Raw genomic sequence first — 26,883 nt, forward strand, 5'->3', positions numbered from 1 at the left:
ACTGGGCGGGGCCCGGCGCCGATGCCTGGCCGGTGCCGCTGCGGCTCGCGGCCGGTCTCCTCGACGCCGTGGTGGCGCACGACGGGGGCGACGACCGGCGGGCCGGGTGGGTCCTGGAGCAGGTGCTCGACCTGGCCGAGCCGGAGGGCTACCGGCGGGTCTTCACCCGGGCCGAGCCGGGGGTACGCGACCTGCTCGCCGCCCACCTCGATTCCGGCACCGCACACTGGGCGACGGTGAGCGACCTGGTCCGGGGCGCGGACGAGCGGCGGGCCGGCGAGCCGGGCGACCGGTCCGGCGGGCCGGCGCGGACCCTGGACGAGCCGCTCACCGAGCGGGAGCTGACCATCCTGCGTTACCTGCAGAGCATCCTGTCCAACGTGGAGATCGCCAGCGAGCTGTCGCTGTCGGTCAACACGGTGAAGACCCACGTGCGCAACATCTACCGGAAGCTCGACGCGACCCGCCGCCGCGAGGCGGTACGGCGGGCGCGCGAGCTCCGGTTGATCTGACGGCGCAGCCGCCCGACCCGGGGCCCCGGGTCAGGGATTCGCGGCGGCGTCCACGGCGGCGAGCAGCTCCGCCAGGTCGTAGCCGCCGTCGTACCGGGTGTCGTTCACGAACAGGGTCGGGGTGCCGCTCACCCCGCTGCGGATGCCGCCGACGAAGTCCCGGCGGACCCGGTCGGCGTGGGCCTGCCGGCCCACCTCCGCGCCGATCTCGTCGGGCGGCAGCCCGAGCTGCTCGACACCGAGCGACAGGTGCACCGGATCAAGCTGGTCCTGGTGCTCGTAGAGCCAGTCGTGCAGCTCCCAGAACCGGTCCCGCCGGCCGGCCGCCTCGGCCGCCTCGGCGGCGCTCTCCGCGTACGGGTGCACGTTGGCGATGGGGAAGTGCCGGTAGACCAGCCGGACGGTGTCGGCGCGCTGGCGCAGCACCTCGGCCAGGTTGCGGTACGCGGCCCCGCAGAACCGGCACTGGAAGTCGCCGTACTCGACGATGGTGACCGGCGCGTCGACCGGCCCGCGGGCGTGGTCCGTCTCGGTCACCGGGATCCCCAGTTTGGCGGTGGTGACCTGCAGCGGGGTCGTCATCGCCCCACCGTCACGTGGTTGTGCACCTCACGGATGCCGGGGGCGGACCAGACCACCCGCTCGATCTCCTCCCGTTCGGGGACGGAGTGCACCAGCCCGGCCAGCACGGCGGTGTCGCCGTGCACCCGGACGCTGATCCCCTCCGCCTCGGTGGCGCCGTTGCGGGCGAGCGCGTCCACGATCCGCTCGGCCAGGTCCCGACCGTCGGGGCGGACCGCCGGCCGGACGGTGATGCCGTTGCTCACCCCGCGTACGCCGGTGAGCCGGCCGACCGCCCGCTCGGCGGCCCGCCGCTGGTACTCCCACTCGACCTGGCCGTGCAGGGTGACCCAGCCGTCGGCGACGGTCACGTCCAGCGCCTCAATCGGCACGAACGCGTCCCACTCCAGCGCCCGGCCGGCGGCGGTGGCGATCTCCGGGTCACTCTTCTCGGCGGAGGTGGCGATCCGGACGGCGAGGTCGTTGGCGACCGCCCGGACCCGGGCGACCCGGTGCGCGGCCCGCTCGGCGGCCCACTTCTTGGCGTAGCTGTCCACCCAGCCGGTCAGCGTCACCACGCCCTCGGACACGGTCACCCCGATCTCGTTGGGGCGTACCCGGGGTTCCCAGGTCAGCTCGTCGAGGACGTCCGACTGGATGTCCTGGTCGGTACGGGTGATCGTCTCGGTGGCCATGTGGTGGCTCCCTCCCGGATCGGTTCGCGGCGCGGCCGCCGGCGGCGTCCGGGCGACGCCGGCACGGTCGTCCGCACCATGATCCTGTCCGCACCCCGGGTGACCTGGCCTCATCCCCTCGGGGTGAGTGAGTTAGTTGGGAGCGCTTCCAAATTCGTGGGCGCAGCGGTTAGGGTGGATGTCCCTCGGCCCTGCGGGAGCCAAGCACGCCGACGGGGAGCCCGGGCAGCTCCCCATCCCCACCTTGCCTTGTCCCGTCCCGGGCAACCGAGAGGAACCCCGCCCATGCGCAGAAGTCTCGCCGGCGTGGCCGCGGCCGCGTTGGCCGCCACGGCGGCTGCCGTCGTCGTGCAGTTCGCCGCCACCCCCGCCACCCCGGCCGCCGCCGCCTCGGCCGAGCCGTACAGCTGGAAGAACGTCCGGATCGACGGCGGCGGCTTCGTCCCCGGCATCGTCTTCAACCAGACCGAGAAGAACCTGATCTACGCCCGGACCGACATCGGTGGCGCGTACCGCTGGGAGCAGTCCAGCCAGTCGTGGACGCCGCTGCTGGACTGGGTCGGCGCCGACAAGTGGGGCTGGAACGGCGTGGTCAGCCTGGCCACCGACCCGGTGCAGACCAACCGGGTGTACGCGGCGGTCGGCATGTACACCAACGACTGGGACCCGAACAACGGGGCGATCCTGCGCTCCACCGACAAGGGCGCCACCTGGCAGGCCACCGAGCTGCCGTTCAAGAACGGCGGCAACATGCCCGGCCGGGGCATGGGCGAGCGGCTCGCGGTCGACCCGAACAAGAACAGCATCCTGTACTACGGCGCCGAGGGCGGGAACGGCCTGTGGCGCAGCACCGACTACGGGGTGACCTGGGCCAAGGTGACCAACTTCCCGAACGTCGGCAACTACCGGGCCGACCCGAACGACAGCAGCGGCTACCAGAGCCAGAACCAGGGCCTGACCTGGGTGAGCTTCGACAAGAGCACCGGTACGGCGGGCAACGCCACGCAGACCGTCTACGTCGGGGTGGCGGACAAGCAGAATCCGGTCTACCGGACCACCAACGGCGGCGCCACCTGGGAGCGGATCGCCGGCCAGCCCACCGGCTACCTGGCCCACAAGGGGGTGGTCGACCCGGTCGGCGGCTACCTCTACATCGCCACCAGCGACACCGGCGGCCCGTACGACGGCGGCAAGGGTGACGTCTGGAAGTTCAACCGGGCGACCGGCGCCTGGACGCAGATCAGCCCGATCCCGTCGTCCAGCGGCGACGACTACTTCGGCTACTCGGGTCTGACCATCGACCGGCAGCACCCGAACACCCTCATGGTCGCCACCCAGATCTCCTGGTGGCCGGACGCGATCTTCTGGCGCAGCACCGACGGCGGCGCGACCTGGACCCGGATCTGGGACTGGTCCAGCTACCCGAACCGCACCAAGAAGTACACGATGGACATCAGCTTGGTGCCATGGCTGACCTTCGGCGCGAACCCGTCCCCGCCCGAGGAGACCCCGAAGCTGGGCTGGATGAACGAGTCGCTGGAGATCGACCCGTTCGACAGCAACCGGATGCTGTACGGCACCGGCGCGACCATCTACGGCTCCACCGACCTCACTAAGTGGGACAGCGGCGGCACGTTCACCATCAAGCCGATGGTCAAGGGGCTGGAGGAGACCGCGGCGCTCGACCTGATCAGCCCGCCCTCGGGCGCCCCGCTGATCAGCGGGCTCGGCGACATCGGCGGGTTCCGGCACACCGACCTGGCCGCCGTGCCGTCGATGATGTTCACCCAGCCGGTCTTCACCAGCACCACGAGCCTCGACTACGCCGAGACCAAGCCGGCGGTGATGGTCCGGGCCGGCAACTTCACCGACGCCGACCGGCCCAACGACAGCCACGTCGCCTTCTCCACCGACGGCGGCGCGAACTGGTTCCAGGGCACCGAGCCCGGCGGCGTCAACAACGGCGGCACGGTGGCCGCGTCCGCCGACGGCAGCCAGTTCGTCTGGGCGCCGGGCGACGCCGGCCAGCAGGTGGTCCGGTCGGTCGGCTTCGGCAACTCGTGGACCGCCGCCACCGGCATCCCGGCCAACGCCACGGTCGAGTCCGACCGGGTCAACCCCAACAAGTTCTACGGGTTCAGCGCCGGGAAGTTCTACGTCAGCACCAACGGCGGCGCGGCCTTCACCACCACCGCGGCAACCGGCCTGCCCACCAGCGGCGTCAAGTTCAAGGCGGTGCCCGGCGTCGAGGGCGACATCTGGCTGGCCGGCGAGGGTGGTCTCTGGCACTCCACCAACTCCGGCGCGAGCTTCACCAAGCTGACCGGCGTCGCCACGTCGATCAACGTGGGCTTCGGCAAGGCCGCGCCGGGGAAGACGTACCCGGCGTTGTTCACCATCGGCACGGTGGACGGCAAGCACGGCGTCTACCGCTCCGACGACACCGGCGCGAGCTGGGTACGGATCAACGACGACCAGCACCAGTACGGCAACGCCGGCGAGGCGCTGACCGGTGACCCGCGGGTCTGGGGCCGGGTCTACCTGGGCACCAACGGCCGGGGCGTCCTGGTGGCCGACCGGCTCGGTGGCACGCCCAGCCCGACGCCGACCTCCGCCAGCCCGTCCCCGACGTCGCCGAGTCCGTCGCCGACCTCGCCCAGCCCCACGCCGACCTCCGCGAGCCCGACCCCGACGAGTCCGGCGCCGACCACGCCGAATCCGGCCGGCGGTTGCACGGCCACCTACCGGGTGACCAACTCGTGGGCGGGCGGCTTCCAGGGCGAGGTGACGGTCCGCAACAACGGTTCGCCGATCAGCGGCTGGTCGGTGGCCTGGAACTTCGCCGACGGGCAGCGGATCACCCAGCTCTGGGGCGGCACGTACACCCAGAACGGCACTCTCGTGGTGGTCAAGGACGCCGGCTACAACGGCGCCCTCGGCACCGGCGCGAGCACCACCTTCGGCTTCCTGGCCAGTTGGAACGGGACCAATTCGGTGCCGTTGACCAGCTGCACCACCGCGGCCGCCGGCTGACGACCGCACCGAGCGCGATGGCCGTCCCGTCCACGGGACGGCCATCGCCGTGTCCGGGCCGGGTCAGCCGTCCAGGCCGACCGGGGAGTCCGGGCGGTCCACGTCCACGAACTCGATCTCGTCCAGCTCGCGGGCCCGGCTGCCGGCGGCGCGGGCGGCGGTGCCGGCGGCCCAGCCGAGCGCCGCGCCGGCCAGGGCCGCGGCGATCAGCAGGGTCCAGGGCAGCGCCGGCCGGCGGCCCGCGAGGGCGTCGAAGGCCAGGCCGGCCCGGCGGCGGGCCTCCTCGGCGGCGGAACCGACCAGGTCGGTGGCGTCGTCGGCCAGCCCCGAGCCGTTGCGACGGGCGGAGCGGGCGGCGTCCTTGACGCTGTCCCCGGCGGAGTCGAGCGCGGAGACGAGGTTCTGCCACGCCTGGTCGGCGATCCGTTCGGGCTTGCTCCGGCGGTCCAGCAGGGTGCTTCCGAACATCGTGTTACCTCCTCGGGGTGCCGGAGCTCCGGCCGGCGGGTCGGACTCTCCGGTGCTTATCCGGCGCGTGACGGTCTGCTCACCGGCCCAGTGCCCACCCCGGAGCCGGCACAAACCACTCCCGCCGCCCGGCGGCCGCCGAACGGCGCAGTCCGGGCGGAAGCCGCCGAACGCGCCGGGGCCGGCTACCAGCCGGACGGGCGGGATGCGGCTACCCTGGGTCGGCGGATCGGCCGGGCCCGGTCGATCGTTGCAGATTCAGAGAACGTGTCCAGGGAAAACAGGAACTCGAAGGTCCGGATTGGGATGCCCAGGTGTGCCCAGTCCGCGAATTGCTCATCCCGAGGGGTGGCGACCGAGGCCGTCGGAGGAATACTCTCGGTCGCGGCCCGCGTACTGATGAGGCGCCCGTACGGGCGAGTGGAGGTGCTCGCGTGAGCCTGTCGATCGTGAAGTCGGTTCTGCCGGGTGGTGTCATCCAGATCGCCCCGCGGGGCGAGATCGACGTCGACACCGCGTACGAGGTACGGGAAGCGATCGCCGAGGTGCTCGCGAAGGGCCGTCCCTCCCGCATCGAGCTGAACATGCGGTTGGTCACCTTCATCGACTCCGTCGGCATCAGCGCCATGGTGGCCGGTTTCCAGACCTGCGAGGTCAGCGGGGTGAAGCTGGTGGTCACCGAGCCGAGCCGCTTCGTGCACCGGCAGCTCTGGGTCACCGGCCTGCTCGGCCTCTTCGGCGCCCCCGAGCCCTACTTCGCCGACAGCGGTTCCGAGGTGCTGCCCGGGGCCTGAGGCCCCGCGTGGATCTTTCCCGGACTCCCCGCCGGCTCCGCGTCAGGTCGGCCCGGTTGCGGGACCTTCGACCGTTGCCAGGCCGGCCCCGGTACGGGACGATCGTGCGAACCGTCGATCGCGAGGGGAGTCCGGGGTTGCTCAGCAGCGACAGCTTCAGCTACACCGTGCAGGCGCGCTGCCCCAGGGCGGAAGCGTTCGCCCTGCTCAGTGACCTGACCCGGCAGGGCGAGCTGCATCCGCTGATCGTCCGGGTGCGCGAGCTGCCGCCGCGACCGGGCGCCCTCGCCAGCTACGCGATCACCGATCGGCTGGAGTTGGGCCCGCTGCACTTCCCGGTCACCTACCAGGCGGACGTGCTGATCGCGAACGAGGACGAGGTGGTGACCGTGGCCCGGCAGCAGCCGGCCACCACCGTGCGCAACCACACCCGGCTGCGGGACGAGCCCGACGGGGTGGTGCGGATCGACGTGGAGATCACCCTCTCCGCCCCGGCGCCCCTGTTCGGGTACGCCTTCCGGCAGGCCCGCGCCGCCCACCTCGGCCTGGCCAGCCGACTCGGCGCCACCCTGGAACAGGGGCACCCGGCCTGACTCAGGCGCCCCGCCCCGCCGGCACCGCCCGCCGGGTGGCCGGCACGGCCGCCCGCCGCAGCCGCCCCCACGGCTTGTACGTGGACAGCACGGTGGCGATCAGCAGCAGCGTGGTGGAGACGCTCGGCGCGACGACCAGGTCGACCCGGAGGTGGGCGTCGGCCGCGGCGCCCAACTCGCCGAGGTGCCGGATCCGGGGGGTCAGCAGCAGGAGCACCAGTCCGAGCATGACCGTGGTGAGGCCGAACTTGACCAGCACCCAGCGCCAGCGCAGCAGGCCCCAGGGGGTGAGCAGCGCGCTGGCCACCCCGACCAGCCAGGCCGCCACGCTCAGCGGCGCGAACAGCCAGGTCACCAGCAACCCGGCGGTCGGATAGACCACCTCGGGGTCGGCCCCGCGCAGCCCGGCGACGCCGAGGGTGAGCAGCACCAGGTCGGTGCCGAGCCAGCCCAGCGAGGTGACCAGGTGCAGCGTCAGCAGGGCCTTGCGCCCGGTGGGGGAGAGTCGGCTCATGCCGCCGATCCTGCGCCGCCCGGTGCGCGCCGTCGTGGGCCCGGCGACGACATCCGAGGTACGTCGCCGGACGTAGGGTGGCCCGCCGCCGGCGGGCCACCCCACGGCTCAGTAGACCGACAGGTGCACGTGGTTCGTGTGGTCGCTGGACGGGTCGCCGTTGCCGCCGCTGTACGCCTTCCACCCGCTGCTGGGCAGCCAGATCTGCTTGAACCAGATCACGTAGAGCACGGCGAGCGCGTCGGAGTTGCGGATGAAGTACGCCGCCAGGTTGTTGCCGTACGTCTTGTCGCCCCCGGTGGCCACGCCGCCGAAGCCGTCCTTCTGCGCCGCGAAGTCGCAGGCCCGGCCCTTCGGGTGCTCGCCGGAGCCGCTGGGCCGGTGGCACGAGACGTACCGGGTGAACCCGGCGGCCTTGGCCTGCTGGAGGGCGTGCAGCGTACGCGGGGTGATGCAGCCGTCGGCGGGCGTCGGGTCGTTGACGCTGCACGACTCCGGCGGCCAGGAGCCGTCGGGGTTGCGCTTCGCCGGGGTCGCGTTCGCGCTGGACGTGCCGCGGCTGCCGCTGCCGTCCGTGGTGGCCGCCCGCTTGTTGGCGACCTCCAGCGCCCGCTCGGCCTGCTGCTTGCGCTTGGCCATCACCGCGACCTGCTTGCGCTGCTCCTGGATCTCGCCGGTCAGCGCGGCCTGGGTGCGGGTGGCCCGGTCCCGGGTGTCGAGCAGTTCGCGCAGCGCCCGGTCCTCGTGCGCGGCGACCTGCGACAGCGCGGCGGCCCGGTCGAGGAAGCCCTCGGGGCTGCTGCTGCCGAGCAGCGCCGAGGCGGTGCCGAGCCGGCCGCTGCGGTACGCCACCGCGGCGATCTCGCCGACCTTGGCGTCGCGGCTGCCCAGCTCGGTGTTGATCGTGGCGAGCTGGGTGTTGAGCTGCTTCTGCCGGGCGACCGAGCGGTTCAGCGCCGCCCGCGCGTCCAGCCAGCCCTTGCTGGCCGCGTCGAGTTGGGCGCGCAGGGCCGGGGTGCCGCCCTCGTCGTCGCCGGGCGCGGCGGCGAGCAGGCCGGTCGGGGGAGCCGCCGAGGCGGGGGAGACCGGCAGGGTCGCGACGCCGAGGGCGAGCGCCGCGACGAGCAGGGCCGCCAACCGGGCGGCCGTCCGTCGTACAGGTGCCACTGATGGCATTCAGGTGTCCTTCCGTCAACCGCCGACCGGGTTAGCTGACGGGTTCGGGACGGAAGATCCCTACCGCTGACGCGGATGCACCCCAGGTACGTGGTTCCCCGGCTCGCCGAGTCCCGGCGATTAGGCGACGGCCCGCCCCCGGGCGCCGGTGGGCGCCCGGCGGAGGCCGCGACCGAGCCTACCGGCGGTCCGCCGAGCCGGCCCGCGGGCGGGGCCGGTCAGTCGGCATCAAAACCGGCGTAAGTGTACAATAACCACTTGAATTTAAGATTGTCCTAATTACCACTCGACCGACCCGCAGGCGCCGGCTGACGCTCCGGGCTCGATCTGCAACGTGGCGTGATCGATGTGGAAGTCCTCCCGCAGCGCGGCCCGGGCCGCCGCGAGGACGTCGCCGACCTCCGCGCCGGGGGTCGTGGTCAGGTGCGCCGAGGCCACCTCCATGCCGGAGGTGAGGGTCCAGACGTGCAGGTCGTGCACCTCGGCGACGCCGGGCACCGCGGCCAGCCGGTCGTGCACCGCGGTCACCTGGAGATGCTCCGGGGCGGCCTGCACCAGGATCCGTACCGCGGCCCGGCCGAGCCGCCAGGTGCGGGGCAGGATGAACACCCCGATCGCGACCGCGACCAGCGGGTCCGCCCACCACCAGTCGGTCACCGCGATGACCAGGGCGGCGCCGATCACCCCGAGCGAGCCGAGCAGGTCGCCGAGCACCTCCAGGTACGCGCCGCGCAGGTTGATGCTCTCCTCCGCCCCGGAGCGCAGCAGCGCGAACGCGGCCAGGTTGGCCAGCAGGCCGAGCACCGCGACGGCGAGCATCGGGCCGGCGAGCACCTCCGGCGGCTCGCCGAACCGGCGGACCGCCTCGACCAGCACGTAGATCGCGACCGCGCCGAGCAGCACCGCGTTGGCCAGGGCGGCCAGCACCTCCAGCCGGTAGAGCCCGAAGGTGCGCTGCGGGTCGGTGTCGGCCCGGCGGGTGGCGGTGATCGCCGCGAGCGCCATCCCGATGCCGAGCACGTCGGTGAACATGTGCCCGGCGTCGGAGAGCAGGGCCAGCGAGCCGGTGGCGAACGCGGCCACCGCCTCCACCACCATCAGGGCGGTGAGCAGACCGAACGCGGCCCAGAGGCGACCCCGGTGGCGGTGCGCGGCGTTGGTCACCGCACCGCTGTGGTCATGACCTGCGCCCACGCCCACACCCTCTCGTCCGCCGCCCCGCCCCGGCACAATCTATGCTCACATCGCTATGTGTGCAAATGAACGTCGGATGTCCGTCGGCCGTTCCCCGTCCGGTCCCACTCAGTCCACGGGGTCGAGCGTGGTGAGGCGCTGGGTGGCCCGGGAGAGCGCCACGTAGAGCGTCCGCACCCCGGAGCCCGGGTCGGCCCGGATCTCGCTCGGGGCGACCAGCGCGACCCCGTCGTACTCCATGCCCTTGGCCTGGAGGCTGGTCACCACCTGGAGCCGGCCGTCGCCGAGGTCGCCCAGCCAGCCGGCCACCTCGTCCCGGCGGGGCACCGGGGTGATCACGCCGACCGTGCCCTCGACCTCGGCCAGCAGGGTGCGGACCGCCGCCACGGTGGCCGGCGCCAGCTCGGCGGCCGGCACCGCCAGCTCGACCGGCTCGACGCCGGTGGAGCGGACCGCGGTGGGCAGCGGCAGCTCCGGGTAGAGCCGGCGGATCTCCGCCGCCGCCACCGCGAAGATCTCCGCCGAGTTCCGGTAGTTGGTGGTCAGCTCGTAGCGGTACCGGCGGCGGCGTCCCAGCGCCTGGTCGCGGGCCCGGGTCAGCTCCTGCGGGTCACCGGTCCAGGCGGTCTGCGCCGGATCGCCGACCACCGTCCACGAGGCCAGCCGGCCCCGCCGGCCGATCATCCGCCACTGCATCGGCGACACGTCCTGGGACTCGTCGACCACCACGTGGGCGTAGTCGCGGTAGTCCTCCGGCCGCTCCCGCGCGGCGGCCCGGGCCGCCCGCTGCCGGTCGGCGTACGTGCTCAACTCGCGGACGCCGCCGGCGAGCTGGAACGGGTCGCGCCTCGGCCGCCGCCGCTGGACCGGCTTGCCGAGCAGCGCGTCCAGCTCGTCCAGGAGCGCCACGTCGGCGATGGTCAGCCCCTCGGGGTCCAGGCTCCGGTACGCCTCGGTCAGCAGCCGGATCTCCGCCCCGGACAGCACCCCGGCGGCGTACCGGCGCAGCCGCTCGGGGTGGGCCAGCCAGCCGAGCACGTGCCGGGGGTGCAGCCGCGGCCACCACGCCTTCAGGAACTCCCGGAACTCCGAGCGCTCGATGATCTCGTCCTCGAACGCGGGCTGCTCCGGCAGCCGGCCGACCCGCAGCGTGCGGGCCTGCGCGTACAGCGCGGCGAGGACGCCGTCGAAGCCCGCCCGGCGCACCTCGTTGCGGCGTGCCCCGCGGGGCAGCGCCCGGTCCCGGATCGCCTCCAGCTCGGCCCGCTCCAGCCGGAGCAGCTCACCCCGGTAGAGCAGGCGCAGCTCGGTCGGGGCGTCCGGCACCGCGTCCCGGACCGCCCGCTCCAGCACCCGCCGCATCCGCAGCGAGCCCTTCACCGCCGCCACCTCGGGCGGGTCGGTCCGGGTCGCCGACATGCCGGGGAAGAGCGAGCCGAGCGAGTGCAGGGTGGCGGTCTCCTCGCCGAGGGACGGCAGCACCGAGGCGATGTACTCGACGAACACCCCGGACGGGCCGACCACCAGGATGCCGCCGCCGGCGTACCGGGCCCGGTCGGAATAGAGCAGGTACGCGGCGCGGTGCAGGGCCACCGCGGTCTTGCCGGTGCCCGGGCCGCCGGAGACGATCGTGACCCCGGTGCCGGGGGAGCGGATCGCCTCGTCCTGCTCCCGCTGGATGGTGGCGACGATGTCCCGCATGCCCCGCCCGGTGGCCCGGGACAGCGTGGCCAGCAGCGCGCCGTCGCCGACCACCGTCAGATCCGGCGGGGCGGACTCCGGGTCCAGCAGGTCGTCCTCGATCCGGGTGACCTTCTCCGCCGACGACTGGATCGTGCGCCGGCGCACCACGCCCATCGGCTCCGCGGGGGTGGCCTGGTAGAACGCGGCGGCGGCGGGCGCCCGCCAGTCCACCACCAGCGTCTCGGCGTTCTCCCCGCGCACGCCGAGCCGGCCCACGTGCAGCACCTGCCCGGTCCGCAGGTCCAGCCGGCCGAAGACCAGCCCCTCGTGCTCGGCGTCCAGCACGTACCGGCGCTGCGCCGCGTGGAACACCATCGCGTCCCGCTCCACCAGCGCGCCGAAGTTGCCCACCCGGGCCAGCCGGTAGCCCTCCCGCTCGGCCTCGGCGGCGGCGCGGCGCAGCTCCGCGAGCCGGGCGTACACCCGGTCGAGATGCCGCTGCTCGACGGCGATCTCCCGGTCCAGGGTGGTCTGGTCGCTCAACGCGGGGGCTCCCGATGGTGACGTGGCGGGCACGGCAGGCTGAATGAGGGTACGGGCCCGCGTCCCGGCCCCTTGTCGGGGCCATGCCGTCGCCCGGTCTCCGCCCGTGCCGGTTGCCCGTTATCCGGCCGTTCCCACCCGTTCCCGGCCGTTTTCACCGGTGCCGCAGAGGGCTCTCACGAGGCGATCGGCCGTTCCGGGGCCGGGGCCGGGGCGGCGAGGGTCTGTTCGAGGACGGCGGCGAGGGCGGCGTTGACCTCGTCGGGGCGCTCCATCATGAGCATGTGCCCGGCGCCCGGGCAGACGGTCAGCTCGGTGGTGGGCAGCGCCGCGGCGATCGACTCGGCACAGGGTGGCGGGGTGAGCCGGTCCCGGTCGCCGACCAGCGCCGCGGCCGGCAGGTCGCCGAGCGCGGCCAGGGTGTCCAGCCGGTGCTGGGCGCCGATCGAGGCGCGGAACCCGCCGATCGAGCGGAGCGAGGCGTGCGCCACCGCCGAGGTGACCAGCCGGATGTCGGCTGGATCGCAGCGGTCGCCGAAGAGCATCCAGCGGATGCTGGGCCGCAACGCCCGCAGCAGGGCGCGCGGCGGCCGCCAGGAACCGCACCGGGCCAGCACCCCGGCGCCGGTGGTCTCGGCGAGCCGGATCAGCCGGGCGATCCGCGGCGAGAGCCCGTACGCCGTGTGGGTGTGCCCCTCGGCGGTGGTGGCGACGAAGACCAGCCCGGCGACCCGGGCGGCGAAGTGCCCGGGGTGACGGTGCGCGTACTCCATCACCGTCATGCCGCCCATCGAGTGCCCGGCCAGCACGATCCGCCCGGCGGGGGCGATCTCGTCCAGCACCGCGGCCAGGTCGTCGCCGAGCTGGGCCAGGGTGGCGGTACGCAGGGCCATGCAGCTCGACCGGCCGTGGCCCCGGGCGTCGTAGGCCACCACCCGGACCCGGTCGCCGTACCGGCTCCGCAGGTCGGCGAGCTGGCGGTGCCAGCTGCGCCCGTCCAGGGTCCAGCCGTGCAGCAGGATCGCGGTGACCTCGGCGTCGACCGGCCCGGTGGCCTCGACGTGCAGGCGTACGCCGTCGGGAAGCCGTACCTCCAGCTGCTCCGTCATGGTCAACCTCCCCCGGGCCGGCCGGTGTCGTCGCACCGGCGTAACCCGGCGGTAACACCGGCTACCCGTCATGACAACACGCCAACCATGGCGGTGAGAAGATTCGCAACCGCGCTCCGCGCGGTCGGATCGGTGACCACGCTTGAGGGATGCCGCCGTCGCGTCCCACCCCGGCCGCCCGGAGCCCGCGGGCCGCCCTCGCCGAGCTGCTGGCCGGCAACCGCCGCTTCGTCAGCGGCCAGCCGGTGCACGGTCACGACGTCACCGCCGCCGCGGCGGTCGCCTCCGGCGACCAGCAGCCGTACGCCGTCGTGCTGGGCTGCATCGACTCGCGGGTCCCGCTGGAGGCGATCTTCGACCAGACCTTCGGGTCGATCTGCGTCATCCGTACCGGCGCGCACGTGCTGGACCGGGCGGTGCTCGGCTCCATCGAGTTCGTGGTCGGCCAGCTCGGGGTGCCGCTGGTGATGGTGCTCGGGCACGAACGGTGCGGGGCGGTCGGCTCCGCCGTGGCCGCCCTGCGCACCGGGGAGCGGCCGGGCGGCTCGCTGGCGTACCTGGTCGAGCAGATCGCCCCGGCCGTCGCCGAGGTCGGCGCGGACGACCCGCAGGTCCATCCGCTCGCGGTCCGCCGGCACGTCCGGCGGACGGTGGCCGCGTTGCGCGCCGACGACCTGCTCGCCGCCCCGGTCGCGACGGGGGAGGTGGCGGTGGCCGGCGCCCTCTACGACCTCGCCACCGGCGAGGTCACCCTGCTCCCCGAGGAGTGACCGCCGCCGGCGGGCGCGGGTTGCGGCGATCCGGGGCCTCCTGGTCACGGGAGGTCCCGGGCTGCCGCGAACCGGGTTGATCAACCCCGCGGAGGCCCGGAAAGGCAGAACCGCCCGCCGGGTGACCCGGCGGGCGGTTCGTGGTGACGCGGGTGAGGGGCTCAGCCCTCGAAGACACCGGCCTCGACGAGACGCTTCTCGGTCTTGTCCCAGCCGTGGTCGGGGTGGGCAGCGGCCAGGCCGTTGATCTCGGCGCGGATCTTGGCGGCGTGGCCGGCGGCGGCCAGCACCCGGATCTCCTCGACGAAGGCCTCGGAGTCGGTACGCAGGTGCGCGGTCTTGCCGTTGGTCAGGTTGCGCACGTAGGCGTGCTTGCCGCCGTTGAGCGGGATGAGGTACTTGAACTCGCCCAGCACGCTGAGGGCGCCACCCTGGCCAGCCTGGCCGGCCCGGACTGACGCGCGCGCGGTCTTAGAGGTGTTGCTCGCCACGGAGGTACTCCTTGCAGACGTACGGAAGGACTGAAACGTCCGGGGGCTGTTGCGGGTGACCCCGCGAAGATGTACGGCGGCACAGAACCGCCCAGAGAACTGTACACGACCTCGACGCCTGGCTGGTCATCGCGCCGTCGTACGGGGTCAACCGGCTCAGCCGCCCGGGTATTTCCGGTCGCCGGGGGCGGCGAATTTTCCGATTCCCTGGCGCACCATCCGTCACAGCGTCATCATGTGTTGCACGGGACACCACTCGGCGGACGAGGTCGTAGGGGAAGACGCACCTCGGCTCACCGGGAGGTCACCGTGCCAACGCGTGGCGTCGTATACGTCCACTCGACCCCGCTCGCCGTGTGCTCGCACGTCGAGTGGGCGATCGCGCGCGTTCTCGCCGCGCCGGTCAACCTGCACTGGACGGCTCAGCCCGTCGATCCGGGCGCCCGGCGCGCCGAGTGCGGGTGGACCGGCGGCCCGGGAACGGGCGCCGAGCTGGCTGCTGCCCTCCGGCAGTGGCCCATGATCCGTTTCGAGGTGACCGAGGAGCCGAGCCCCGGCGTCGACGGCGAGCGGTTCATGTACGTCCCCGGCCGGGGCCTGTTCCGGGCGACCGTCGGGGCGGCCGGCGACATCCAGCTCGGCGAGGACCGGCTGCGGGCCATCATGGCGTCCGCCCGGGCCCCGGAGGCCCTCGCCCACGCGCTGGACAAGGCGCTCGGCACCGCCTGGGACGCCGAACTGGAGCCGTACCGGTACGCCGGGGACGGCGCCCCCGTGACTCTGCTCACGAGAGTGGGCTGACTCCGGCCAAGTTGCCCCGATACGCGGACCCTGGTGGGATGGCTCCCGTGTCGACCACTCCGCGACGTACCGTGCTCGTGCTCGCGGCACTGCTGGTGCTGCTCGGCTCCGGATGCACGAAGGAGCCGGGCCGGCCGGTGCCCAGCGCCTCGCCGGGTGGGTCCTCGTCGGCACCCGACCCGACCCCGACCCCGACCGCCGCCGACCCGAAGGCCCGCGCCGAGGCCCTGGTCCGCACCCTCACCGACGAGGACCTGGTGGGTCAGGTGCTGATGCCGTACGCCTACGGCGACTCGGCGACGAAGGTCTCGGCGGGCTCCGCCGCCGGCAACCGGGCCCTCGCCGGGGTCGACACCCCCGCCGAGATGGTGGCGAAGTACCGGCTGGGCGGGTTGATCCTGGTCGGCTTCAGCGCCGACGACCCCACCTCCGGCAACCAGGAGACCACCAACGTCGACAACCCGAAGCAGGTCCGCGAGCTGACCACCGGCCTGCGCGCCGCCGCCGGCAAGCTCCCCACCGGCGCGGCGCCCTTCCTGATCGGCACCGATCAGGAGTACGGCGTGGTGACCCGGGTCACCGACGGGGTGACCCTGCTGCCCAGCCCGCTCGCCGCCGGCGCGGCCGGCGACCCGGCGCTGACCGAGGCCGCCTGGCGGGTGGCCGGCGCCGAGCTGGCCGCGATGGGGATCAACATGGACTTCGCGCCGGTCGCCGACGTGCTGGCCACCCGGAGCACGGTGATCGGCTCCCGGTCCTTCGGCGCCGACCCGGAGAACGCCGCCGCCCAGGTGGCCGGCGCGGTCCGCGGGCTGCAGGCCGCGGGGGTGGCGGCCAGCGTCAAGCACTTCCCCGGGCACGGCCTGACCGCCGCCGACTCGCACAAGGACCTGCCCGTGGTCGGCCAGTCCCGGGCCGAGCTGGACCGCCTCGCCTTCCCCCCGTTCCGCGCCGGGATCGACGCCGGCGCGATGGCCGTGATGTCCGCCCACCTCGACGTCAAGGCGATCGACCCGGGCACCCCGGCCACCTTCTCGCACAAGCTCCTCACCGACGTGCTGCGCGGCCAGCTCGGCTTCCAGGGCGTGGTGATCACCGACGGGATGAACATGGCGCCGGCCAAGCGCTGGTCGCCCGGGGAGGCCGCGGTCCGGGCGCTGAACGCCGGCAACGACCTCATCCTGATGACCCCGAACGTGGGCCAGGCGTACGACGGTCTGCGCGCCGCGCTCAAGGACGGCTCGCTGCCCCGGGCCCGGCTGGTCAACGCGGTCACCCGGGTGCTCACCATGAAGTTCACGCTGGCCGGCCGGCCCGTGCCCGACCTGTCCACGCTGGGCGGCGCCGAGCACCAGCGGGCCGCCACCGCCCTGGCCACGGCCGCGGTCACCATGCTGCGCGGCACCTGCGGCGCCCCGGTCCGCGGCCCGATGACGGTCACCTCCTCCACCGGCCGGGACCGCACCCGGGCGGCGCTGACCGAGGCGCTCACCGCCGCCGGGGTGAAGGTGGTGCCGAGCGGCGGGACCGTGGTGCACCTCGTCGGGTACGGCGACGGCGCCAAGGACCTGCGCGCCGACGCCGCGGTGACGGTGGCCATGGACACCCCGTACGTGCTGGCCGGCGCGAAGTCGCCGACGCTGCTGGCGACCTACTCGTCCAGCGGGGCGTCGATGACCGGGCTGGCTGCGGTGCTCGCCGGCAAGACCCGCCCGGCCGGCCGGTCCCCGGTGCCGGTGTCGGGCCTGCCCGCCACCACCTGCGGCACCTGACCTGGTCCGATGCCCGGCGACGGCCCCGGTCGCGGCCGGCCCGCTGGTAGCGTCGGCCCCGTCCACCGCCGCCGGGGAACGGAGGGTCGAGCGCCGTGACCGCACCGCAGCCGGCCCTCTCCGTGGTGGTGCCGATCTTCAACGAGCGGGACGTCCTGCCGCTGCTCGCCGAACGGCTGCGCGGCGTCCTCGACGGGCTCGGCGAGGCGTACGAGGTGGTGGCCGTCGACGACGGCAGCACCGACGGGACGCCGGCGGCGCTGACCGCGCTCCGGGCCGGCTGGCCCGAGCTGCGGGTGCTGCGGTTGCGCCGCAACAGCGGCCACCAGGCGGCCCTGCACGCCGGGCTGCTCCGGGCCCGCGGCGGATACGTGGCCAGCATGGACGCCGACCTCCAGGACCCGCCCGAGGTGATCGCCGAGATGCTCCGCCGGGCGCGGGCCGAGGGGCTGGACGTGGTCTACGGCGTGCGCGCCGACCGCAGCCGGGACACCCGGTTCAAGCGGTGGACCGCGGCCGGCTACTACCGGCTGGTCCGGCGGCTGGTCGGCGAGCAGGTGCCCGGGCAGGCCGGCGATTTCCGGCTGCTCAGCCGGGCGGTCGTGGAGGCGCTGCGAGGGCTGCCCGAGCGCAACCCGGTGCTCCGGCTGGTGGTGCCCTGGCTCGGCTTCCCCAGCGGGGAGGTCGCGTACGAGCGGCAGGAGCGGGCCGCCGGGCGGACCAAGTATCCGCTGTCCCGGATGGCCGGGCTGGCCGCCGAGAGCGTCACCAGCTTCTCCGCCGCCCCGCTGCGGGTGGCCACCTGGCTGGGCCTGGCCGGCGTGGCGGTCTGCGGGGTGCTGGTGGTGATCGCGGTGCTGGCCTGGTTCGCCGGGGCCACCGTCAGCGGCTGGCCCTCCCTGTACGTGGCGATCCTCTTCCTCGGCGCGGTGCAGCTGCTCTGCCTCGGCCTGCTCGGCGAGTACGTGGCCCGGATCTACACCCTCGTCCAGGGCCGCCCGGCGTACGTGGTGGCCGCCGACAGCGCCGCCGGGGACGGGGGCCGCCCCGACGCCGCCGAGCTGGCCGACATCCTGCGGTGACCGCCCTCGCCGCCGGGGACACCACCCCGTCCACCGTCGACCCGCGCCGCCGCCCCGCCCCGCTCCGCTACGCCCCGGCCGTCGCCGGGTACGCCTTCGTCGCCGCCGTGCTGCTCGTCGCCGGGACCCCGGTCGCCGCCCTCGCCCGCTGGAGCGGGTACGCGCTGCTGGCCGTGCTGCTCCCCGGGACGCTGATGTTCCGCGCCCTGCGCCGCCGCGCGTACACCCTGGTGGAGGACCTGGCCATGGGCGCGGCCGTCGGCCTGGTCCTGGAGCTGGCCGCCTGGGCGGTCTGCACCGGCCTCGGCGTGCCCGACCGGCTGCGGCTCTGGCCGCTGGCGGTGCTGGTGCCGTTCGCCGCCGTGCCCCGCCTGCGCCGGCACTGGCGGGTGCGGTACCCCGTCACCGTGCCGCCCGGCTGGGCCTGGTCCCTGGCCGGGGTGGTGGCCGGCTTCACCCTCTACCTCCACCGGTCCTTCCTCGCGGTCAACCCGGTGCTGCCCACCGACGAGGGCCAGGCACAGTACATCGACCTGGCGTTCCAGCTTTCCCTGGCCGGGGCCGCCACCCACCAGATGCCGCCGGACGTGCCGCAGGTCGCCGGGGAGCCGCTGCACTACCACTGGTTCGGCTTCGCCCACCTGGCCGCGACCAGCCTGGTCAGCGGCGTCGACCTGCCCACGGTCTTCTTCCGGCTCGGCGTGCCGGCGCTCTGCGCCCTCGCGGCCGTGCTGGTCGCGGTGGTGGGCTGGCGGATCACCGGCCGGCCGTACGCCGGCGTGGTGGCCGCCGCGCTGATGTTCACCGTCGGCGAGTTCGGCTTCGAGAACGGCTGGCGGCAGCTCTTCGGCACCCAGGCCACCTTCATCGTCTGGGGCAGCCCGTCGATGACGTACAGCTGGGTGCTGCTGGTGCCGTTGCTGGCCGCGCTCGGCGAGGTCGTCGGCCGGGCCCGCGGGGTGCGGGTGCCCGCGCTCGGCCGCGGCGCCTGGGTGCTGGTGGCGCTCTTCCTGGCCGCCTCGACCGGCGCGAAGGCCAGCTCACTGCCGGTGGTGCTGGCCGCGCTCGCGGCCACCGGGGCGGTGACCCTGGCGACCCGCCGCCGGCTGCCCCGGGCCGTGCTGGTCGCCGCCGGGCTGGCCCTGGCCGCGCAGCTCTTCGCCACCGCCGTGCTGTTCGCCTTCCAAAGTCACGGGGTGACCGTCGACCCGTTCTCCGGGCTGCGCCCCTACCTGCCGGCCGGGCGCTCGGCCGGGTTCACCGCGCTGGTCGGGGTGGCCGTGTTCCTGGCGTTCCTGCTCAGCCTCCAGCTCCGGCTGGCCGGGGTGGTGGCCCTGCTGCGGGTGCGCCGCGGGCGGCCGGAGCCGGTGCAGGTGTTCCTGCTCGGCGGCGCGCTCGCCGGGCCGGCCGGCTACCTGCTCCTCGGCCACCCCGGCAGCAGCAACCAGTACTTCACCCGCACCGGCTTCGCGTTCGGGGTGCTGCTGTCCGCCTGGGGCTGGGCCGAGGTCGCCGAGCGGGCCGCCCTCTCCGCCCACGGCCGCCGGCTGCTCGCCGCCGGGACCGCCGGGTTCGCCGTGCTGCTCACCGCGGTGCAGCTCGCCGCCGCGACCAGCACGCCGGCCACCCCGGCGTACGCCCCGGTGCTGCCGCTGCTCTGCTGGGCCGGCGCGCTGGGCGCGGTGGCGCTGGTGGTGGGCCGGTCCTGGCCGGCGCTGGTCGGGCGCTGGCCGGCGCTGGCCGGCCGGGGCGGCCTGCTGCTGCTCACCGCCGTGCTGGCCGCCGGGGCGCCCGGCCTGGTGCTGGACGCCGCGGCGGCCCGGAAGTACCCCAACGGCGGTGCGTACCCGGTGGTGGCCATGCCGGCGTCCCGGGTCGAGGCGGCCCGCTGGGTGTACGCACACAGCGCCCCCGACGACGTGCTCGCCACCAACGTGCACTGCCAAGCGGTGGTGGACGGCTGGTGCGACGCCCGCTCGTTCTGGCTGAGCGGCTACGCGCAGCGGTCGGTGCTGGTGGAGGGGTGGGCGTTCGCGCCCCGGATGGTCGGCCGGCCGGCCGGCCCGTACGTGCCGTTCTGGGAGCCCGCCCGGCAGCGCGCCAACGACGCCGCCTTCACCGCGCCCACCCCGGCCGGCCTGGCCGCCCTGCGCGACCGGTACGGGGTGCGCTGGCTGGTCGTCGACCGCGAGGTCGGCCGCGAGTCACCGGCGCTGCGCAGGCTGGCCGACCTCCGCCACGACAACGGCCGGATGGCCGTCTACCGGCTGCGGTGAACGGAGGGGCTCAAGCCCGGCCGTGGCAGGTCAGGCCGGGCGGTGCGCGCGCAGCATCAGCGAGACGCCGGGCCACCCCCGCACCGGGAGGTACCGCTCGGCGGTGACGACCGTGCGCAGCCCGAGGTTCACCAGCGGGTGCGGCGCGTCCAGGTCGGAGCCGGTGGACCGGCGGCGGCGCCAGGCGGCCACCGGCCGGAGCAGCACGTTCCAGCTCCACAGTTCGTCGACGACCAGCCCGGCCTTCTCCACCACCGCCCGCAGCCCGGCGCGGTCGTACCGGCGGACGTGCCCGACCGCCACGTCGTGCGCCGACCAGAGCCGCATGTCGGCCGGCACCGCGATCAGCGCGGTGCCGCCCGGACGCAGGACGCGACGGATCTCGGCGGCGGCGAGGTGGTCCTCGTCGAAGTGCTCCAGGATGTCGAAGGCGACCACCAGGCCCAGGCCGGCCGAGGGGATCGGCAGGTGCCGGGCGTCGGCCCGGATCACGGGCAGGCCGCGCTCCCGGGCCACGCCGGCGCCCTCCGCGCTGTACTCCAGCGCCAGCGGCGTCCAGCCGTGGGCCCGCAGCACCCGGGTGTTGCCGCCGCCGGCCGCGCCGACGTCCAGCGCCCGCTCGGGACGTACCCCGACCACCGCCAGCCGGCGCAGCGCCCGGGCCAGCAGGATCCGTCGCTCCCGGTACCACCAGTGGCGGTCCTCGAGCGCGGCGAGCTTGCGGATCTCCGTCCCTTCCACGGGCGCTCCTCGGCGGGTCTCGGCGGCCCTCACCCTAGCCCTCGACGTGCCGCTCGGCCGGGAAACCGGATGCGCGGCCGCCGCGGCCGCTGGCAGGGTGGGCGACCATGGGAGAACAGGCGCAGGGTTTCCGCTACGTGGAGCGGGCCGACGGCTCGGTCGTGATCACCCACCACGGCCGGGTGGCCGGCGCGCTGCGCGGCGGCCGCGCGGCCCAGTTCCTGGCCGAGGTCGAGGACGACCCCCAGCTGGTGATGGCCCGGTGGACCGGCAACTACCGGCGGGGCAACGAACGGACGGCCCGCCAGCACCCACGCAACCGGGGTGCCTAGCCAGGGTCCCCGGTCGACGGGCGTCGACCGGGGACCCTGTGCCCGACTGTGGCGGTCAGGCCCGCGTGAAGACGAGAGCCACGTTGTGGCCGCCGAAGCCGAACGCGTTGTTCAGCGCGGCCGGGATCTCCAGGTGCCGGGACTTGTGGGCGGCCACGTCGAGGGTGAGGCCCTCGTCCGGGTCGTCCAGGTTGATCGTCGGCGGGATGACGCCGTCGCGGATGGCCAGGATGGTGGCGATCGACTCCAGCGCGCCCGCCGCGCCGAGCAGGTGCCCGGTCATCGACTTGGTGGCCGACAGCACCGGGTGGTCGCCCAGCGCCTTGCGCAGCGCGCCGATCTCCAGCATGTCGCCCACCGGAGTGGAGGTGGCGTGCGCGTTGACGTGCACGATGTCCGTCTTCGCCACGCCCGAGTCGGCGACCGCCCGGGCGATGGCGCGGATCGCGCCCTCACCCTCGGCGTGCGGCTGCACGATGTCGTACGCGTCCGAGGTGATCCCCGCGCCGGCCAGCCGCGCGTACACCCGGGCGCCGCGGGCGGCGGCGTGCTCGGCCCGTTCCAGGACGACCACGCCCGCGCCCTCACCGAGCACGAAGCCGTCGCGGCCCTTGTCCCACGGACGCGACGCCTTCTCCGGCTCGTCGTTGCGGGTCGACATGGCCCGCATCGAGGCGAACCCGGCGATCGGCAGCGGGTGGATCACCGCCTCGGTGCCACCGGCCACCACCACGTCGGCGCGGCCGGCGCGGATGATGTCCAGGCCGAGCGCGATCGCCTCCGCGCCGGTCGCGCACGCGCTGGCCACCGAGTGCACCCCGGCCTTCGCGCCCAGTTCCAGCCCGACCCAGGCGGCCGGACCGTTCGGCATCAGCATCGGCACCGTGTGCGGGGAGACCCGCCGCGGACCGGACGCCTCCAGGATGTCGTCCTGGGCGAGCAGGGTGGTGGCGCCGCCGATGCCCGAGCCGACGCTGACCGCCAGCCGCTCCGGGTCCAGCCCGGAGTCGGCCAGCCCGGCGTCGGCCCACGCCTGCTGCGCGGCGATGAGGGCGATCGCCTCGGACCGGTCCAGCCGGCGCAGCTTGACCCGGTCCAGCACCTCGGACGGGTCCACCGCCAGTTGGGCGGCGATCCGGACGGGCAGTTGCGCCGCCCACTCCTGGGTGAGCGCACTCACCCCGGAGCGGCCGGCGAGCATGGCGTCCCAGGTCGACGCGACGTCCCCGCCGAGCGGGGTCGTCGCGCCGAGCCCGGTGACGACGACGTCGGGGCGACTCATGATCAGGACTGGGCCTCGATGTAGCTGACGGCGTCCCCGACGGTCTTCAGGTTCTGCACCTCGTTGTCCGGGATCTTGACGCCGAACTTCTCCTCGGCCGCCACCACGACCTCGACCATGGAGAGCGAGTCGACGTCGAGGTCGTCGGTGAAGGACTTCCCCTCGGCCACGTCGTCCGGGTTCACGCCGGCAACCTCTTCGAGGATCTCGGCGAGGCCGGCGGTGATCTCGTCACGGGTCATTGCGCTTGGTTCCTCTCGATGGGGGTTCCTCGGCGGCCGGCGTCGCCGGCCGCCACTCCTCGGCGCGCTCGCGCCCGAGGGGGTCTCAGGGGCAGCGGACGACCTGACCGGCGTAGGTCAGGCCGCCGCCGAAGCCGAACAGCAGCACCGGGGCGCCCGCGGGCACCTCGCGCCGCTCGACCAGCTTGGACAGGGCCAGCGGGACGCTCGCCGCCGAGGTGTTGCCGGATTCGACGATGTCCTTCGCGATGATCGCGTCGGGGATGTTCAGCCGCTTGACGATCCCGTCGATGATCCGGGCGTTGGCCTGGTGCGGCACGAACGCGGCCAGCTCCGACGGGGCCACCCCGGCCCGCTCGCAGGCCTGCAGCGCCAGCGGCGCCAGCGCGGTGGTGGCCCAGCGGAAGACCGCCTGCCCCTCCTGGGCGATGTACGGCCGCCAGCCCTCGATGCGGACCGCGTCGCTCTTCTCCGGCACCGAGCCCCAGACCACCGGCCCGACCCCGGCGGGCTCGCCGTCGGCGGTCGCGGTGATCACCGCCGCCCCGGCGCCGTCACCGAAGATGATGCAGGTCGAGCGGTCGGTCCAGTCGGTGAAGTCGGAGAGCTTCTCCGCGCCGATCACGATCGCGTTGCGGGCCGCGCCGGCCCGGATCGCGTGGTCGGCGGTGCCCAGCGCGTACGCGAAGCCGGAGCAGGCGGTGTTGATGTCGTACGCGGCCGGGGCGGTGATGCCCAGCTTGGCGGCGACCCGGCAGGCCACGTTCGGGCTGCGGTCGACCGAGGTGCAGGTGGCCACCACGACGAGGTCGATGTCGGCGGCGGTCAGGCCGGAGTTGGCCAGCGCCTTGTCGGCGGCCGCGGTGGCCATGTCGGCCACCGTCTCGTCGCCGGCGATGCGCCGGGTGACGATGCCGACCCGGTCGCGGATCCACTCGTCGTTGGTGTCGACCATCTGGGCCAGTTCGTCGTTGGTCACCACCCGCGAGGGCTGGTAGTGCCCCATCGCGACGATCCTGCTGCCGGTCATCAGTGCTTGCCTTCCGTTCGCGCCTGCCGGGCGACCAGGTCCCGCGCGGCGGGCAGGTCGTCGGGGGTGTTGAGGGTGACGATCTCCGGCGCGCCCTCGCCCTTGAGTTCACGCTTGACCAGGCCGGCCAGGGTGCCGGCCGGGGGCAGCTCGATGATGCCGGTGACGCCCAGGTCGGCCAGGGTGCGCATGCACAGGTCCCAGCGGACGGGAGCGGTGACCTGCCGGACCAGCCGCCGGACCAGCTCCTGTCCCTGGCCGACCGCGATGCCGTCCAGGTTGGAGAGCAGGGTCCGGACCGGGTCGGCCGGGGTGATCCCGGTGGCCACGGCGGCCAGCGCGGCCTCGGCCGGGGCCATGTACGGGGTGTGGAACGCGCCGGCCACCTTCAGCCGGGTGACCCGGGCCCGCGCCGGCGGCTCGGCGGCGAGCTTGTCCAACCCGTCCAGGGTGCCGGCGGCGACGATCTGGCCCGCGCCGTTGCGGTTGGCCGCGTGCAGCCCGTGCGCCTCGATCGCGGCGACCACGTCGTCCGGGTCGCCGCCGAGCACCGCGGCCATCCCGGTCGGCTCCAGCGCGCAGGCGGCGGCCATCTCCCGGCCGCGTACCCCGGCGAGGCGCACCGCCTCCTCGGCGGTGAGCACCCCGGCCAGGGCCGCGGCGCCCAGCTCGCCGACGCTGTGGCCGGCGACCACCGCGACGTCGTGCATCGGCAGGTGCTCGCCCGCGAGCAGCGCGGCCGCGACGAGCAGCGGCTGGGTGCGGGCGGTGTCCTTGATCTCGTCCGCGTCCGCCCGGGTGCCGAGGTGCACCAGGTCGACCCCGGCCAGCTCGGACCACGAGCGCAGGCGCTCCTCGGCGCCGGGGAGGTCCAGCCAGGGGGTCAGGAAACCGGGTTTCTGGGCACCCTGTCCGGGTGAGAGTACGGCGAGCACGCCTACGACTCTGACGGATACTCGCGGGTCGCGCTGTAACGCAGGGCACCAAACCGCACTAGAACCTTTGGAGGATCCCTACAAAGATCGGCGGCGATCATCACCGGTTTGCGGCGTTTTCCGGCCACCTGGACTCGATGTCTGGGTCGGGACGGGTGCGACGGTCGGGACCACCGGGTCGAGCCGACCGACGGTCAGCGCCACCTGCAGGGCGAACGCGTCCCGGGGCGCCAGCGGCGAGAAGCCGGTCACCTCGGCGACCCGCTTGAGACGGTAGCGGACCGTGTTCGGGTGCACGAAGAGGGCCCGGGCGGCGCTCTCCAGCGTGCCGCCGGCCGCGAAGAAGGCGTCCAGCGTCTCCAGCAGTTCGCCCCCGGCGCGGACCAGCGCCGCGTACACGTCGTGGCGCAACCGGCGGCGGGCCTCCGCGTCCCCGGCCAGGGCCCGCTCGGGCAGCAGGTCCGCGGCGGGCACCGGGCGCGGCGCGGTCGGCCAGGCCGGCGCCGCCCGGAAGCCGGCCAGCGCCGCCCGCGTCGAGTCCGTCGCCTCGTCCAGGCTGGGTACGGCCGGACCCACCACCACCGGCCCGTCGCCGAACGCGGTCAGCAGCTTCTCGGTCGCCGCCACCGGGTCGGCCGCCCCGCCCAGCACGATCACCAGGCGGTCGCCGTGCACCCCGCCGATCACCTCGACCCCGATCCGGCGGGCCTGCCGGTAGACGGTGTGCAGCACTGCGGCCACCTCCCCGCCGGGGGAGCGGCCCACCGCCACCGCCACGGGGGGCGCGTCGGACCAGCCCAGCGCCGACGCCCGGCTGGCCAGCACGTCCGGCGAGTCGCCGCGCAGCAGCGCGTCCACCAGCAGCGCCTGGAGCCGGGCGTCCCAGGAGCCGCGGGTCTCGGCGGCGCGGGCGTAGACCCGGGCGGCGGCGAAGGCGATCTCCCGGGAGAAGCGCAGCACCGCCTCCCGCAACGACTGCTCCTCGCCCTCGACCGCGAGGTGGCCGACCTGCTCCTCGACCACCTCGATGGTCACCTTGATCAGCGCCACGGTCTGCTGGAGGCTGATCGACCGGGCGAGGGCCTGCGGCGCGGCCGCGAAGACCTCGTCCGACACCTCCTGGGTGCTGTCCGTCGCGCCGCCGCCCTGCCGCAGCCACTGCACCAGCGACCGGACGCCGGCCTGGGCGACCAGCATGACCCAGGACCGCTGGTCCGCGGGCAGCTCCCGGAACCAGGGCAGGGCCTCGTCCATCCGGGCCACGCTGGCGGTCGCCAGCGCCCCCGCCGCCCGCTCGATCCGGCGCAGGGTCGCCGACAGTTCGGTACCGCCCGGCTCGCTCACCGGTCCAGCCTGACACGCCCTGACCAGGCGATCCACTCCGAGGGTCGGGTCGGCGGCGGCGCGACCGCGGTGGCCGGCGACAATGATCTCCCGTGACCGACACCTCGCGTGCCCGCGCCGACCTCGCCCGGGACATCGACGCCACCTGCCGACTCACCGGACGGTTCGTGCTCCGCTCCGGCCGGATCGCCGACGAGTACTTCGACAAGTACCGGTTCGAGGCCGACCCGGTGCTGCTGGACCGGGTCGCCGCCGGCCTGGCCGAGCTGGTCCCGCCGGGCACCGAGGTGCTGGCCGGCCTGGAGATGGGGGGCATCCCGGTGGTCACCGCGCTGGCGCGGCACGTCGGCCTGCCCTGCGCCTTCGTCCGCAAGACCGCCAAGGCGTACGGGACCGCGCGGCTGGCCGAGGGCGCGGATGTGGCCGGCCGGCGGGTGCTGGTGGTCGAGGACGTGGTGACCTCCGGCGGCCAGGTGGTGATCTCCACCGGCCAGCTCCGCGAGCTGGGCGCGACGGTCGAACACGCGCTGTGCGTGATCGACCGCGGCGAGGGCGGCGCGGCGGCCCTCGCCGACCACGGGATCGCGCTGCGCGCCCTGCTCACCCGCGCCGACCTGGACGCTGCGGGCCGGGCCTGAGCGCCGGCCGAGGCGATCTCCACGGGTACGCGCCGTCCACCCCGTCGGGCCCGGCCAGTACGGTGTCAGGGCACGTCGGGGCGACCTGCCCGACGGGCGAGGGTGAACGTGAGGAGACCGGGATGGCGCACGGGGAGGCCGAGCACGGCTGCGCCCAGGGCGAGCCCTGCCGGCTGGGCCACCACGAACAGCCGGCGGCCGCCAAGCACCCGCGCCGGACGGGCCTGACCCATCCGGCCGAGCCGACCGCCGGGCGCGGGCCCGAGCGCGGC

General features: G+C 74.6%; 26 protein-coding genes and 1 riboswitch. Of the genes, 11 read left to right on the top strand and 15 right to left on the bottom strand.

What is annotated here, in order from left to right; translation table 11 throughout:
- On the top strand, window positions 1–512 hold a 512-nt coding region (locus EFE23_RS22075), incomplete at its 5' end, for a helix-turn-helix transcriptional regulator (RefSeq protein ID WP_233601097.1).
- A 30-nt stretch (window positions 513–542) separates the two neighbouring features.
- Here the strand turns inward: EFE23_RS22075 and EFE23_RS22080 are convergent.
- Both EFE23_RS22080 and EFE23_RS22085 read right to left on the bottom strand, forming a co-directional pair.
- Window positions 543–1,094: a DsbA family protein gene (locus EFE23_RS22080; RefSeq protein WP_123242845.1), complete on the bottom strand. Its 552-nt coding sequence runs from the start codon at window positions 1,092–1,094 to the stop codon at window positions 543–545.
- A complete protein-coding gene (locus tag EFE23_RS22085) occupies window positions 1,091–1,768 on the bottom strand; it encodes a BON domain-containing protein (protein ID WP_123242846.1) in 678 nt (225 codons plus the stop codon). Before EFE23_RS22085 ends, EFE23_RS22080 begins: the two co-directional genes overlap by 4 nt.
- 285 nt (window positions 1,769–2,053) lie before the next feature.
- On the opposite strand from EFE23_RS22085, the gene EFE23_RS22090 reads away from it, so the two are divergent.
- Window positions 2,054–4,801, top strand: a complete 2,748-nt coding sequence (locus EFE23_RS22090; protein WP_123242847.1) for a cellulose-binding domain-containing protein — start codon at window positions 2,054–2,056, stop codon at window positions 4,799–4,801.
- Window positions 4,802–4,864: 63 nt separating this feature from the next.
- Here the strand turns inward: EFE23_RS22090 and EFE23_RS22095 are convergent, their stop codons facing one another.
- A complete protein-coding gene (locus tag EFE23_RS22095) occupies window positions 4,865–5,269 on the bottom strand; it encodes a hypothetical protein (protein ID WP_123242848.1) in 405 nt (134 codons plus the stop codon).
- 434 nt (window positions 5,270–5,703) lie between these two features.
- Here EFE23_RS22095 and EFE23_RS22100 point away from each other — a divergent pair, with 434 nt between their 5' ends.
- Entirely contained in the window at window positions 5,704–6,063 is a 360-nt protein-coding gene (locus EFE23_RS22100) for an STAS domain-containing protein (RefSeq protein ID WP_123242849.1), read from the top strand.
- Between the two features lie 104 nt (window positions 6,064–6,167).
- Entirely contained in the window at window positions 6,168–6,656 is a 489-nt protein-coding gene (locus tag EFE23_RS22105) for an SRPBCC family protein (protein WP_233601098.1), read from the top strand.
- Window position 6,657: 1 nt separating this feature from the next.
- Here the strand turns inward: EFE23_RS22105 and EFE23_RS22110 are convergent, their stop codons facing one another.
- From EFE23_RS22110 to EFE23_RS22130, 5 genes are all read right to left on the bottom strand, one after another.
- Window positions 6,658–7,170 (bottom strand): DUF2269 domain-containing protein, encoded by a 513-nt coding sequence (locus EFE23_RS22110; RefSeq protein WP_123242851.1) that lies wholly within the window; start codon window positions 7,168–7,170, stop codon window positions 6,658–6,660.
- Between the two features lie 108 nt (window positions 7,171–7,278).
- Window positions 7,279–8,346 (bottom strand): coiled-coil domain-containing protein, encoded by a 1,068-nt coding sequence (locus tag EFE23_RS22115; RefSeq protein WP_123242852.1) that lies wholly within the window; start codon window positions 8,344–8,346, stop codon window positions 7,279–7,281.
- Window positions 8,347–8,351: 5 nt separating this feature from the next.
- Window positions 8,352–8,483: riboswitch (cyclic di-AMP (ydaO/yuaA leader) on the bottom strand.
- A gap of 142 nt (window positions 8,484–8,625) precedes the next feature.
- On the bottom strand, window positions 8,626–9,540 hold the full coding sequence (locus EFE23_RS22120) for a cation diffusion facilitator family transporter (protein WP_123242867.1): 915 nt from the start codon (window positions 9,538–9,540) through the stop codon (window positions 8,626–8,628).
- Between the two features lie 108 nt (window positions 9,541–9,648).
- Window positions 9,649–11,766 (bottom strand): HelD family protein, encoded by a 2,118-nt coding sequence (locus tag EFE23_RS22125; RefSeq protein WP_123242853.1) that lies wholly within the window; start codon window positions 11,764–11,766, stop codon window positions 9,649–9,651.
- Between the two features lie 176 nt (window positions 11,767–11,942).
- Complete coding sequence (locus EFE23_RS22130; RefSeq protein ID WP_123242854.1) at window positions 11,943–12,875, bottom strand: alpha/beta fold hydrolase; 933 nt, start codon at window positions 12,873–12,875, stop codon at window positions 11,943–11,945.
- 149 nt (window positions 12,876–13,024) lie between these two features.
- On the opposite strand from EFE23_RS22130, the gene EFE23_RS22135 reads away from it, so the two are divergent.
- Complete coding sequence (locus EFE23_RS22135; RefSeq protein ID WP_123242855.1) at window positions 13,025–13,645, top strand: carbonic anhydrase; 621 nt, start codon at window positions 13,025–13,027, stop codon at window positions 13,643–13,645.
- A gap of 161 nt (window positions 13,646–13,806) precedes the next feature.
- Here the strand turns inward: EFE23_RS22135 and EFE23_RS22140 are convergent, their stop codons facing one another.
- Window positions 13,807–14,136: a hypothetical protein gene (locus tag EFE23_RS22140; RefSeq protein ID WP_123242856.1), complete on the bottom strand. Its 330-nt coding sequence runs from the start codon at window positions 14,134–14,136 to the stop codon at window positions 13,807–13,809.
- Window positions 14,137–14,445: 309 nt separating this feature from the next.
- Between EFE23_RS22140 and EFE23_RS22145 the strand changes: the two genes are divergently transcribed.
- The 4 genes from EFE23_RS22145 to EFE23_RS22160 all read left to right on the top strand — a co-directional run bounded on the left by EFE23_RS22145 (window position 14,446) and on the right by EFE23_RS22160 (window position 20,067).
- A complete protein-coding gene (locus EFE23_RS22145) occupies window positions 14,446–14,937 on the top strand; it encodes a DUF3145 domain-containing protein (protein ID WP_123242857.1) in 492 nt (163 codons plus the stop codon).
- A 38-nt stretch (window positions 14,938–14,975) separates the two neighbouring features.
- Complete coding sequence (locus EFE23_RS22150; protein ID WP_123242858.1) at window positions 14,976–16,709, top strand: glycoside hydrolase family 3 protein; 1,734 nt, start codon at window positions 14,976–14,978, stop codon at window positions 16,707–16,709.
- 95 nt (window positions 16,710–16,804) lie between these two features.
- Window positions 16,805–17,791, top strand: coding sequence for a glycosyltransferase family 2 protein (locus EFE23_RS22155; RefSeq protein WP_233601099.1), 987 nt, complete (start codon window positions 16,805–16,807; stop codon window positions 17,789–17,791).
- Window positions 17,788–20,067 carry a hypothetical protein gene (locus tag EFE23_RS22160; RefSeq protein ID WP_123242859.1) on the top strand — a complete coding sequence of 760 codons (2,280 nt, stop codon included), beginning with the start codon at window positions 17,788–17,790 and terminating at the stop codon, window positions 20,065–20,067. Before EFE23_RS22155 ends, EFE23_RS22160 begins: the two co-directional genes overlap by 4 nt.
- 30 nt (window positions 20,068–20,097) lie before the next feature.
- On the opposite strand, the gene EFE23_RS22165 is transcribed toward EFE23_RS22160, so the two are convergent.
- Window positions 20,098–20,808, bottom strand: coding sequence for a class I SAM-dependent methyltransferase (locus EFE23_RS22165; RefSeq protein WP_123242860.1), 711 nt, complete (start codon window positions 20,806–20,808; stop codon window positions 20,098–20,100).
- Between the two features lie 107 nt (window positions 20,809–20,915).
- Between EFE23_RS22165 and EFE23_RS22170 the strand changes: the two genes are divergently transcribed.
- Window positions 20,916–21,140 carry a hypothetical protein gene (locus EFE23_RS22170; protein WP_123242861.1) on the top strand — a complete coding sequence of 75 codons (225 nt, stop codon included), beginning with the start codon at window positions 20,916–20,918 and terminating at the stop codon, window positions 21,138–21,140.
- 55 nt (window positions 21,141–21,195) lie between these two features.
- Here the strand turns inward: EFE23_RS22170 and fabF are convergent, their stop codons facing one another.
- The 5 genes from fabF to EFE23_RS22195 form a co-directional block, all read right to left on the bottom strand.
- On the bottom strand, window positions 21,196–22,422 hold the full coding sequence (gene fabF, locus EFE23_RS22175; protein WP_123242862.1) for a beta-ketoacyl-ACP synthase II: 1,227 nt from the start codon (window positions 22,420–22,422) through the stop codon (window positions 21,196–21,198).
- Between the two features lie 2 nt (window positions 22,423–22,424).
- The gene (locus tag EFE23_RS22180; protein WP_007072348.1) at window positions 22,425–22,664 is read right to left on the bottom strand and encodes an acyl carrier protein; all 240 of its coding nucleotides are present in this window, start codon (window positions 22,662–22,664) and stop codon (window positions 22,425–22,427) included.
- 85 nt (window positions 22,665–22,749) lie between these two features.
- Window positions 22,750–23,694 (bottom strand): beta-ketoacyl-ACP synthase III, encoded by a 945-nt coding sequence (locus EFE23_RS22185; protein WP_123242863.1) that lies wholly within the window; start codon window positions 23,692–23,694, stop codon window positions 22,750–22,752.
- A complete protein-coding gene (locus EFE23_RS22190) occupies window positions 23,694–24,629 on the bottom strand; it encodes an ACP S-malonyltransferase (RefSeq protein ID WP_123242864.1) in 936 nt (311 codons plus the stop codon). Before EFE23_RS22190 ends, EFE23_RS22185 begins: the two co-directional genes overlap by 1 nt.
- A 78-nt stretch (window positions 24,630–24,707) precedes the next feature.
- Entirely contained in the window at window positions 24,708–26,009 is a 1,302-nt protein-coding gene (locus EFE23_RS22195; protein ID WP_305034578.1) for a PucR family transcriptional regulator, read from the bottom strand.
- Between the two features lie 56 nt (window positions 26,010–26,065).
- Between EFE23_RS22195 and EFE23_RS22200 the strand changes: the two genes are divergently transcribed.
- A complete protein-coding gene (locus tag EFE23_RS22200; protein WP_123242866.1) occupies window positions 26,066–26,611 on the top strand; it encodes an orotate phosphoribosyltransferase in 546 nt (181 codons plus the stop codon).
- The last annotated feature ends 272 nt before the right edge of the window (window positions 26,612–26,883 follow it).

This window comes from Micromonospora solifontis (genome assembly GCF_003725545.1).
Classification (GTDB): Bacteria; Actinomycetota; Actinomycetes; order Mycobacteriales; family Micromonosporaceae; genus Micromonospora; species Micromonospora solifontis.

Bases quoted from the DNA above. Each gene is read 5' to 3' on its own strand.
- EFE23_RS22080 (WP_123242845.1), bottom strand. From the start codon at position 1,094: ATGACGACCCCGCTGCAGGTCACCACCGCCAAACTGGGGATCCCGGTG.
- EFE23_RS22085 (WP_123242846.1), bottom strand. From the start codon at position 1,768: ATGGCCACCGAGACGATCACCCGTACCGACCAGGACATCCAGTCGGAC.
- EFE23_RS22090 (WP_123242847.1), top strand. From the start codon at position 2,054: ATGCGCAGAAGTCTCGCCGGCGTGGCCGCGGCCGCGTTGGCCGCCACG.
- EFE23_RS22095 (WP_123242848.1), bottom strand. From the start codon at position 5,269: ATGTTCGGAAGCACCCTGCTGGACCGCCGGAGCAAGCCCGAACGGATC.
- EFE23_RS22110 (WP_123242851.1), bottom strand. From the start codon at position 7,170: ATGAGCCGACTCTCCCCCACCGGGCGCAAGGCCCTGCTGACGCTGCAC.
- EFE23_RS22115 (WP_123242852.1), bottom strand. From the start codon at position 8,346: ATGCCATCAGTGGCACCTGTACGACGGACGGCCGCCCGGTTGGCGGCC.
- EFE23_RS22130 (WP_123242854.1), bottom strand. From the start codon at position 12,875: ATGACGGAGCAGCTGGAGGTACGGCTTCCCGACGGCGTACGCCTGCAC.
- EFE23_RS22135 (WP_123242855.1), top strand. From the start codon at position 13,025: ATGCCGCCGTCGCGTCCCACCCCGGCCGCCCGGAGCCCGCGGGCCGCC.
- EFE23_RS22150 (WP_123242858.1), top strand. From the start codon at position 14,976: ATGGCTCCCGTGTCGACCACTCCGCGACGTACCGTGCTCGTGCTCGCG.
- EFE23_RS22170 (WP_123242861.1), top strand. From the start codon at position 20,916: ATGGGAGAACAGGCGCAGGGTTTCCGCTACGTGGAGCGGGCCGACGGC.
- fabF (WP_123242862.1), bottom strand. From the start codon at position 22,422: ATGAGTCGCCCCGACGTCGTCGTCACCGGGCTCGGCGCGACGACCCCG.
- EFE23_RS22180 (WP_007072348.1), bottom strand. From the start codon at position 22,664: ATGACCCGTGACGAGATCACCGCCGGCCTCGCCGAGATCCTCGAAGAG.
- EFE23_RS22185 (WP_123242863.1), bottom strand. From the start codon at position 23,694: ATGACCGGCAGCAGGATCGTCGCGATGGGGCACTACCAGCCCTCGCGG.